The sequence below is a fragment of the Klebsiella sp. K47 genome (assembly GCF_051858335.1).
Classification (GTDB): Bacteria; Pseudomonadota; Gammaproteobacteria; order Enterobacterales; family Enterobacteriaceae; genus Klebsiella; species Klebsiella pneumoniae.
The window spans coordinates 1-243 of record NZ_JBPYUI010000191.1 but is presented as its reverse complement, the minus strand read 5'-3'; the positions used below and the strand labels follow the sequence as shown (position 1 = coordinate 243).

The following is a 243-nucleotide window of genomic DNA, read 5'->3' as shown; positions in this document are numbered from 1 at the left end:
GGCTCAGCGCCACATACAAGAAGATCGTTTACACACATTGCAACCAAGTCTTGACCAATCGTGTCATGACGGTTCAAATTCAATGCTAAACGTAATTTTGTACCAACACCGTCTGTGCCAGATACGAGAACAGGTTCTTCATAACCTTTAGGGATTTTACAAAGTGCACCGAAGCCACCTAATCCGCCCATTACTTCAGGACGAGTAGTACGCTTCGCGACAGATTTGATACGATCGACTAAC

General features: G+C 44.9%; 1 protein-coding gene. It reads right to left on the bottom strand.

Features of this window, described 5'->3' with window-relative positions; all coding sequences use genetic code 11:
• On the bottom strand, positions 1 to 243 hold a 243-nt coding region (locus RRF55_RS27655; RefSeq protein ID WP_439419247.1), incomplete at both ends, for an AIR synthase related protein.